3 protein-coding genes are annotated in these 1,686 nt (G+C 61.2%); all 3 read left to right on the top strand.

Features of this window, described 5'->3' with window-relative positions; translation table 11 throughout:
* On the top strand, nucleotides 1–258 hold a 258-nt coding region (locus tag EN964_RS38230), incomplete at its 5' end, for a hypothetical protein (protein WP_206528806.1).
* Nucleotides 259–607: 349 nt separating this feature from the next.
* Nucleotides 608–1,063 carry a hypothetical protein gene (locus tag EN964_RS33785; RefSeq protein WP_127267824.1) on the top strand — a complete coding sequence of 152 codons (456 nt, stop codon included), beginning with the start codon at nucleotides 608–610 and terminating at the stop codon, nucleotides 1,061–1,063.
* A gap of 115 nt (nucleotides 1,064–1,178) precedes the next feature.
* Nucleotides 1,179–1,686 (top strand): aldo/keto reductase (locus EN964_RS33780; RefSeq protein ID WP_206528805.1); only part of this gene is annotated, 508 nt, incomplete at its 3' end.

Raw genomic sequence — 1,686 nt, 5'->3', positions numbered from 1 at the left:
GTACTTCCGGTGATGTCCCGGATCGATCCGGGACATCACCGGAAGTACCTAGCGAACGGACATTTCGCGGGCGATGCGGGGGAAGTCGGCCGGCTTGATACCGATGTCGGCACGGTCGGCATTGCTCATCGAATGAAGCAGCGCGAGCGCCGAGCGGTATCTCAGATGCTCCTGCGGCCGCGGCCGGGCGAACATTTCAGTGAAGAAACCCATGATTCAAGCCCCAAATTGGTCCTCCACATCCGCCAATATAGGTGAATCGTGACAATTGTGCAGTGCAGCATTTGCATACCTGCCATGTCTTGGCGAATTTTTCGACATTTTCTCTAACGGGCGAAACTTTCGGCCGGTGCGTATCGTAGCCTCGAACGCTGGCTACATGGCCGGTTTTTCCTCGCCACACCTGGCGAATTCCGGACTGCAAAAAAATACAGTCTGAATTTTTGTTTCTTGGGGTTGCGGTGGGTCAAGCGGTGCAGGCGACGGCTAAATTCGTTAAGATCGGTGGCATGCATTTTTAACGAGCCGGTTCTATGCTTCGGTACCCGAATGGTCGGGCGAGGGGGAGGCTGACATCGCTACTGGCGCCAAGCGGGATTTCGCTTCGTTGCTCGACGACCTCTTCATCGCCCCCGACAAGAATGGCGAGGGCGAAGAGGCCGGCGCTCGTCCATCCATCCCGTTTGACTATCTTTCGGTGGCCGATGAACTCCATTCCGGCCGCATCAAGGTTTCCGCTGCCGAATATCGCGAGGCGGGCGCGGATCTGGCGACGGAATTCGCCGCCTTGCTCGATCATGCCAAGCTGGCTCTCGCCGGCGAAGAGCCAAAGCCCGAGGAAAAGCTGCCGCCGATCGATCCCGAAGCCATCGCCGTCGAACTTGGCCTCGATCAGCCCAGGCAGGTCGCCGACTTCAGCCGCATGCGCCGCCGCTTTGCCTTTGCCAACCATCCCGACCGTGTCGCCCCGCATTTGCGCCAGCGCGCCATGATCCGCATGCAAGTGGCCAACATGCTGATCGACGAGGCCAAGCGCCGTGCACTAGCCGGTGCTCGCCGCTAACCCGGCTGGTTCACGCAAAAGTCGGTCTGGCGAGGCTTGGAGAGCGGCTCTGCTTTGCCTATAGATGCGGCTTCCTCCGCGCAGTCGCGCCAGCCTTCCTCCGGAGCCGAATTTCATGCACAAACGCCGTCTCGGTCGGACCGATCTTCTTGTGACCCAGATCTGCCTGGGCTCCATGACCTGGGGCCAGCAGAACACCGAGGCCGAAGGCCACGCCCAGATGGACCTGGCTTTCTCGCGTGGCGTCAATTTCATTGACACCGCTGAGCTCTATCCGATCCCGCCCAAGGCGGAGACGCAGGGACGGACCGAAAAGATCATCGGCAACTGGATGAAAGCCAAGGGCAACCGCGACAAGGTGATCCTGGCCTCGAAGGTCGTCGGCCGCACGGCCAACAGCTGGTTTCGCGGCGACAGGCCGTCGCAACTGGTGCGCGCCGACATCTTTGACGCCATCGACAAGTCGCTGGCCAAGCTCGGCACCGACTATATCGACCTCTACCAGATCCACTGGCCGGAGCGGGATATCCCCTGGGGCGGCAACCCGACGCGCGTCGGCGCCGTGTCGCCGCGCGCCGATTCCGTCGGCGCACCGGCCGACGAAACACCGATCGCCGAGACGC

Origin of the sequence: Mesorhizobium sp. M7A.F.Ca.CA.001.10.2.1 (genome assembly GCF_003998575.1) — a bacterium.
Lineage (GTDB): Bacteria > Pseudomonadota > Alphaproteobacteria > Rhizobiales > Rhizobiaceae > Mesorhizobium.
This window is presented reverse-complemented; position numbering and strand designations above follow the sequence as displayed.